The organism is Streptomyces sp. TM32, assembly GCF_004122755.1.
Classification (GTDB): Bacteria; Actinomycetota; Actinomycetes; order Streptomycetales; family Streptomycetaceae; genus Streptomyces; species Streptomyces sioyaensis.
Map to the genome: position 1 here is coordinate 23,408 of NZ_SDIG01000075.1, position 6,327 is coordinate 29,734.

The 6,327-nt window shown below is 73.6% G+C and carries 6 protein-coding genes; 5 read left to right on the top strand and 1 reads right to left on the bottom strand.

All coding sequences use genetic code 11. From position 1 onward, the window contains the following. Positions 1 to 11: 11 nt before the first annotated feature. Together EST92_RS17930 and EST92_RS17935 are read left to right on the top strand one after the other, a co-directional pair. Positions 12 to 1,868 carry an acyltransferase family protein gene (locus EST92_RS17930; RefSeq protein WP_161981750.1) on the top strand — a complete coding sequence of 619 codons (1,857 nt, stop codon included), beginning with the start codon at positions 12 to 14 and terminating at the stop codon, positions 1,866 to 1,868. An 85-nt stretch (positions 1,869 to 1,953) separates the two neighbouring features. Then, positions 1,954 to 2,733, top strand: coding sequence for a class I SAM-dependent methyltransferase (locus EST92_RS17935; protein ID WP_254068892.1), 780 nt, complete (start codon positions 1,954 to 1,956; stop codon positions 2,731 to 2,733). Positions 2,734 to 2,738: 5 nt separating this feature from the next. On the opposite strand, the gene EST92_RS17940 is transcribed toward EST92_RS17935, so the two are convergent. Continuing rightward, positions 2,739 to 4,274 carry an aldehyde dehydrogenase (NADP(+)) gene (locus EST92_RS17940; protein ID WP_129281918.1) on the bottom strand — a complete coding sequence of 512 codons (1,536 nt, stop codon included), beginning with the start codon at positions 4,272 to 4,274 and terminating at the stop codon, positions 2,739 to 2,741. 157 nt (positions 4,275 to 4,431) lie between these two features. Between EST92_RS17940 and EST92_RS17945 the strand changes: the two genes are divergently transcribed. The 3 genes from EST92_RS17945 to EST92_RS17955 all read left to right on the top strand — a co-directional run. Further along, entirely contained in the window at positions 4,432 to 5,202 is a 771-nt protein-coding gene (locus EST92_RS17945) for an IclR family transcriptional regulator (RefSeq protein ID WP_129281919.1), read from the top strand. A 215-nt stretch (positions 5,203 to 5,417) separates the two neighbouring features. After that, positions 5,418 to 5,690, top strand: coding sequence for a GlsB/YeaQ/YmgE family stress response membrane protein (locus EST92_RS17950; RefSeq protein WP_093482585.1), 273 nt, complete (start codon positions 5,418 to 5,420; stop codon positions 5,688 to 5,690). A gap of 64 nt (positions 5,691 to 5,754) precedes the next feature. Continuing rightward, positions 5,755 to 6,327 (top strand): TerD family protein (locus EST92_RS17955; RefSeq protein ID WP_174244048.1); only part of this gene is annotated, 573 nt, incomplete at its 3' end.

Sequence of the window (6,327 nt, forward strand, 5' to 3'; positions counted from 1 at the left end):
AAGAGTGCGTCGTGAAGTCTGACGACCAACTCCGCCTGCCGGAGGGAGCCACCCGGGGTCCACGGACGGAGCCGGCACCGCGCGCGTACGCCGCGGGCCTCGACGGGCTCCGCGCCCTGGCGGTGACCGCCGTGGTGGTCTACCACGTCAACCCCGCCTGGCTGCCGGGTGGCTTCCTCGGCGTCGATGTCTTCTTCGGACTCAGCGGCTATCTGATCACCCACCTCCTGATCACCGAGCGGCAGCGGCACGGCCGCATCGATCTGCGCGGCTTCTGGCTGCGCCGGGCCCGTCGCCTGTTGCCCGCGCTGGCCGTCGTCCTGCTCACCGCGACGGCCGCGGCCGCCGTACTGCGCCCGAACCGGCTGGAATCGATCTCCGGCAGCCTGCTCTCCGCCGCCACGTTCACGAACAACTGGTGGCAGATATCCACCGACGCCTCGTACTTCGCGAGCTTCGGACCACCGCCGCTCTTCGAGCACCTGTGGACGCTCAGCGTCGAGGAGCAGTTCTACCTGTTCTGGCCGCTGACGCTGCTCGCGCTGCTCCGCCTCGTGCGCGGCCGTGCGGCGCGGACAGCCCTCGTCCTCGCCCTCGTCGCCGCCTCGGCCACCGCCATGGCGCTGCTGTACGAGCCCGGCGCGGACCCCTCCCGCGTCTACTTCGGCACCGACACCCACGCCTTCCCCCTGCTGATCGGCGCCGCCCTGGCGCTGTTGCGGCCTGCCGCGCACCTCCTCCCCAGGAGGTACCGGCTGCAGAAGTGCTGCGGGCGGCTGCTCACGCTCCGGCCGGTGGACGGCGTCGGAGCCGCCGGGCTGATCGTGCTCGCCGTGATGGCGGGCAGCGTCTCCGAGAACGACGGCCTCATGTATCCGGGCGGCTTCGTCCTTGTCGCCCTCGCGACCGGCGCCGCGGTGATCGGCTCCGTACAGCCGCTGGGCGCGTTGGCGACCCTGCTCGGCACGTCCGTGCCGCGGTGGATCGGCAAACGCAGCTACGGCATCTATCTGTGGCACTTCCCGCTGATCTCGCTGGCCACCCCGGACCGCAGGACCCCCGCCGACGCACCGCTGAACGCGATCGCCGCCGCGGTCGCATCCGTCGCCCTGGCGGCGCTGTCCTACCGCTGGGTGGAACAACCGGTCCGCCGCTTCGGTGTGGTTGCCGCCCTTCGCCGGCTGCGCGACGCCTGCTTCTCGACGAGGGCCGGCCGCACCAGAACCGCATGGGTGACCGGCGCCGTGGTGCTGGCTTCCGCCACGGCCACCGCGCTCGCGACGACGTCCGCGCCGGCACCCCGCGGCAGCCGCGGCCCCGTTGCCCACGCACCGGCCGGCCGGCCGTCACCGAGTCTGCCGCCCCTCGCCGGGCGCACCGTGCCTGCCGGGAAGGTCTCCGCGATCGGTGACTCCGTCATGGTCGCCGCAACTCCCGCCCTGAAGGAGACATTTCCCGACATCACCATCGACGCCGACGTCGGCCGGCAGCTGTCCGCCGCTTCCCAGGAAGTCAACGCCCTGAAGAAGAAGGGCACGCTGGGCGACACAGTGATCATTGCCCTCGGCACCAACGGCACCGGCGGGGAAGCTGCCCTGCAGGCCGCCATCGACGCCATCGGCCCCGGCAAACGCATCGTCCTGGTCACCTGTCACGTGGATCAGCCCTGGCAGAAGTCGGTGAACAACGCCATCGAGAGCGTGGCGAAACGCCATGACAACGTCGCCGTCGCCGACTGGAACAAGGCCATCTCCGGCCGCGACGACCTGCTCGCCGCCGACGGCGTCCACCCCGGCCCCGGCGGCGCCAAAATCTACGCGGACACGATTGCCGCGGCCCTCGCCACGCTCCCGGCCACACCCCGGTAGGGCGCGTGCCGCGGGCACTCGTGACGGCGGGGCGCCGATGCCGGCTTTCGGGGCGCCGGGCCGTGCCCGGGGGTAGCGTCCGGGCATGACCTCGCCACAGGATTTCCTCGGCTTCTGGGAGACGACCGGGTCCGCCAAGACCTTCACCCACCCCCTCGATCCGGCGCTGCTGGACGCGTACGTCCCGCGCGGCGCGCACGTACTGGACTACGGGTGCGGCTACGGGCGGCTGACCGCCGAGCTGGCCGGGCTCGGCTACCGCGCGGTGCGCGGCGTGGATGTGTCGGCGGCGCTGATCGCCCGGGGCCGGCGGGAGCATCCGGAGCTGGATCTGCTGCGGTGGGCCGGGTTTCCGCTGCCGTTCGAGGACGGGGCGTTCGATGCGGCGCTGCTGTTCGCGGTGCTCACCTGTGTGCCCGGGGACGCGGACCAGACCGCGATCGCCGGGGAGCTGGGGCGGCTGGTGCGGCCCGGCGGGGTGCTGTACCTGAGCGATGTGCCGCTACAGGGCGATGCGCTCAACCAGGAGCGCTATGCGCGGTTCGCGGAGCGGTACGGGACGTACGGGGTGTTCGAGACGCCGGACGGCGGGGTGTTCCGGCACCATCCGCCGGAGCGGCTGCGCGGGCTGGTGCGGGCGGCGGGCTTCTCGCTGCTGGCGGAGCGGCGGGGGTCGGTGGGCACGCTGGACGGGCGGACCGCCGAGCGGCTGCAACTCATCGCCCGAAGGGAACCGGCCGAGGCGGCGGAGCCGACTGAGGCGGCGCAGGGCCGGGGCCGGTCCGGCCCTGCCCCGCGGCGGGGCCGGTCCGGCCCTGACCCGCGGCGGGGCCGGTCCGGCCCTGACCCATCGGGCCGTGCCTAGTGGGCCTAGGCCCTGCCGTTGACCCGGCGCGGGAGGCCGAGCGGGTTGTCCTCGCGCAGTTCGGGCGGCAGCAGGGCGGGCGGGGTGTCCTGGTAGGCGACCGGGCGCAGCCAGCGTTCCACGGCGGTGCCGCCGACGGAGGTGGAGGTGGAGGTCGTGGCCGGGTAGGGGCCGCCGTGGTGCTGGGCGGGGGCGACCGCGACCCCGGTCGGCCAGCCGTTGACGACCACCCGGCCGGCGAGGGGGGTGACGTCGGCCAGCAGCCGGGCGCCGCGCCCCGCCCCATCGGTGCCGGCGCTCTCCGCGTCGCCGAGGTGGAGCGTGGCGGAGAGGTTGCCGGGAAGCCGGGCGAGGACGGCGGTGATCTCGTCCTCGTCGGTGTAGCGGGCGACCACGGTCACCGGACCGAAGCACTCCTCCAGGAGGAGGTCGTGGGGCCCGTCGGCGGTGAGACGGCCGGCGGGGACGGTGAGGAAGCCGGCGCTGACGGTGTGCTCGCCGCCGGCGCCGGGGGTCACCGGAGCCTCGACGTCCGGGAGCCCGGCGCGCCGCTCGATCCCGTCGAGGAACGCCTGGCGCATCCGGTGGTCGAGCAGCACCCCGGCCTCGCTGTTGCTGACCGCGGCGGTCAGCGAGGTCAGCAGCCGGTCGCCCGCCTCGCCCCCGGGCGCCAGGACCAGGCCCGGCTTGACGCAGAACTGGCCGACGCCGAGCGTCATCGACCCGGCCAGGCCGGCGCCGATCTGCTCGGCGCGTTCCCCGGCCGCGGCCTCGGTGATCACCACGGGGTTGAGGCTGCCCAGTTCGCCGTGGAAGGGGATGGGGTGCGGGCGGGCGGCGGCCGCGTCGTACAGCGCACGGCCGCCGCGGACCGAACCGGTGAAGCCGGCCGCGGTGATCAGCGGGTGGCGCACCAGGTCGATGCCGGCCTGGAAGCCGTGCACCAGGTGCAGCACGCCCTCGGGCAGGCCGGCCTCGGCGGCGGCACGGCGCAGCAGCGCGGCGCACAGCTCGGAGGTGGCCGGGTGGTCGGGGTGGGCCTTGACGACGACCGGGCAGCCGGCCGCCAGGGCGCTGGCGGTGTCGCCGCCCGGTACCGAGAAGGCGAGTGGGAAGTTGCTGGCGGAGTAGACCGCGACCGGGCCGAGCGGAATCTTGTAGCGGCGCAGATCGGGCCGGGGCGGCGCGAGCCCGGGGTCGGCGTGGTCGATCCGTACGTCGAGGAACGCACCCTCCTGCACCAGGTCCGCGAAGGCCCGCAACTGGTAGGTGGTGCGGGCGAGTTCGCCGGTGAGCCGGCCGGGGCCGAGCGCGGTCTCGGCGTCGGCGGCCTCGATGACCGCCTCGCCCGCTTCGTCGAGCAGATCGGCGGCGCGGCGCAACAGGGCGGTGCGTACGGCGCGGTCGGCGAGTGCGCCGCGGGCGGCATGCGCCGCACGGACCACGGTGTCCACCTCGTCGGCTGTGGCCTCCACCGCAACCTGTTCCCGCTGCTTCCCGGTTCGGGGATCGACACTCCAGACTGGAGCCGCTGCTGCCACCGTGCATTCCTCCCGGGCGATGCCGTGCCGAGTCGTTCGGAGACGTTCCGCTTTCGTGCAGCACACCGGACCGCGTTCTATATGCTGAACGGCGTTCCAGATCATGAACCCGAACCACTGGGACTCTATGGCTGCCGGAATAGAGGGGTCAAGGGCGATGTCAGCTGCCGATACCGGTGGATCGCAGGTCAAATCCGCGGTGCGGACGGTGGAGTTGCTCGAATATTTCGCGGGTCGCCCCGGAATGCACAGCCTGGCGTCCGTTCAGGAAGCGGTCGGCTATCCGAAGTCCAGCCTTTACATGCTGCTGCGCACCCTTGTCGACCTGGGCTGGATCGAGACCGACGCGACCGGCACCCGCTATGGCATCGGCGTCCGTGCGCTGCTGGTCGGCACGTCCTACCTCGACGGCGACGAGGTGGTGGCCGCGGCCCGGGCGTCGCTGGACCGGCTCTCCGACGACACCACGGAGACCATCCACCTCGCCCGGCTCGACGGCACCCATGTCGTCTCGCTCGCCACCCGGCAGTCGCCGCACCATCTGCGCCCCTTCACCCGCGTCGGCCGGCGGCTGCCCGCGCACTCCACCGCGCTGGGCAAGGCGCTGCTCGCCACGCACACCGACGACCAGGTCCGGTCGTTGCTGCCGCCGACCCTCACGCGGATGACCGAGCGCACCCGCACCGACCGCGAGCAGCTGATCGAGGAGCTGCACACGGTGCGCGCACAGGGCTATGCGGTCGACCGCGAGGAGAACACCCTGGGCCTGTGCTGTTTCGGCGTCGCGCTCCCCTCCCGGGCACCGGCCCGGGACGCGCTCAGCTGCTCGGTGCCGATGGCCCGGCTGACCCCGGCCCACGAGCAGATGATCAAGGATGCCCTGCTCGCCGCGGGCGAGCGGCTGGCGCCGGCCACCCGGCGGCTGTGAGCCGACGCGGCCGCCGTCCCCACCGGGCGACCCTCATCCGGTGCCGGGCGGCGCGCTGTTGAGGGCGGGCCCGGCGGCGCCCCGGCCGTGGCCGCACCGCCCGGTCCGGCGCCGTGACCTGCGTACGTGGCCCGTGCCACGCCGCGGAACCCCTGCCGCCCGGCCGGCGTCCTGATCTGTGTACCAACCCTCCGCGCAGGAACGAGGAATGCATCATGGGCATCGTCAGCTGGCTCGTACTCGGGCTGATCGCAGGCGTCATCGCCAAGGTCCTGCTGCCGGGCCGGGACCCGGGCGGGATCGTCGGTACGACCCTGATCGGCATCGTGGGCTCCTTCATCGGCGGCTGGCTCTCCACGAAGTTCCTGCACCGCCCGATACCCAAGGACTTCGGCGAACCCTCCATGTGGATCGCCTCGGTGGCCGGGGCCCTGGTCCTGCTGATCGCCTACCGGCTGCTGTTCGGCAATTCCCGCGACCGCCGGTGACCGCGGACGGCCAACCGGCCGCAGGTAATGGAACCGCAAAGGCGAGCCGATCGTTGACCCCGACATGACCGCTATGACTCCTGGCTCGAACCTCCCGCTCAGCGCCGTGCGGGTGGCGGTGGACGTCACCGCCCCCGTCCGGCTGGACGTGTCGGGCCTCCTGCTGGCCGCCGACGGCAAGGTGCGCTCCGACGACGACTTCGTGTTCTACAACCAGCCCTCCGCACCGGGCGTGACGCACTCCGCGGCCGCCGCCGGCGGCGACACCATCACGGTGGACACCGCCGCGGTCCCCGAGGGCATCGAGAAGATCGTCGTCACCGCGAGCCTGGACACCCCCGGCGCCACCTTCGCCGGCACGGAGCCCACCGGCACGGTCCGCAACGCCGACGACGGCAGCGTCCTGGCCTCCTTCACCCCGCCGCGGCTGGGCACCGAGACCGCACTGGTGGTCGTCGAGATCTACCGCCGGGGCGGCGGCTGGAAGGTCCGCGCGGTCGGCCAGGGCTACGCCAACGGCCTGGCGGGGATCGCCACCGACTTCGGCGTCAGCGTCGAGGAGCCGGCCGCGCCCGCCGCCGCGCCGCAGGCGCCCCCCGCTCCCCCGGTCCCCACGGGGCGGCGGGGGCCGGGGGAG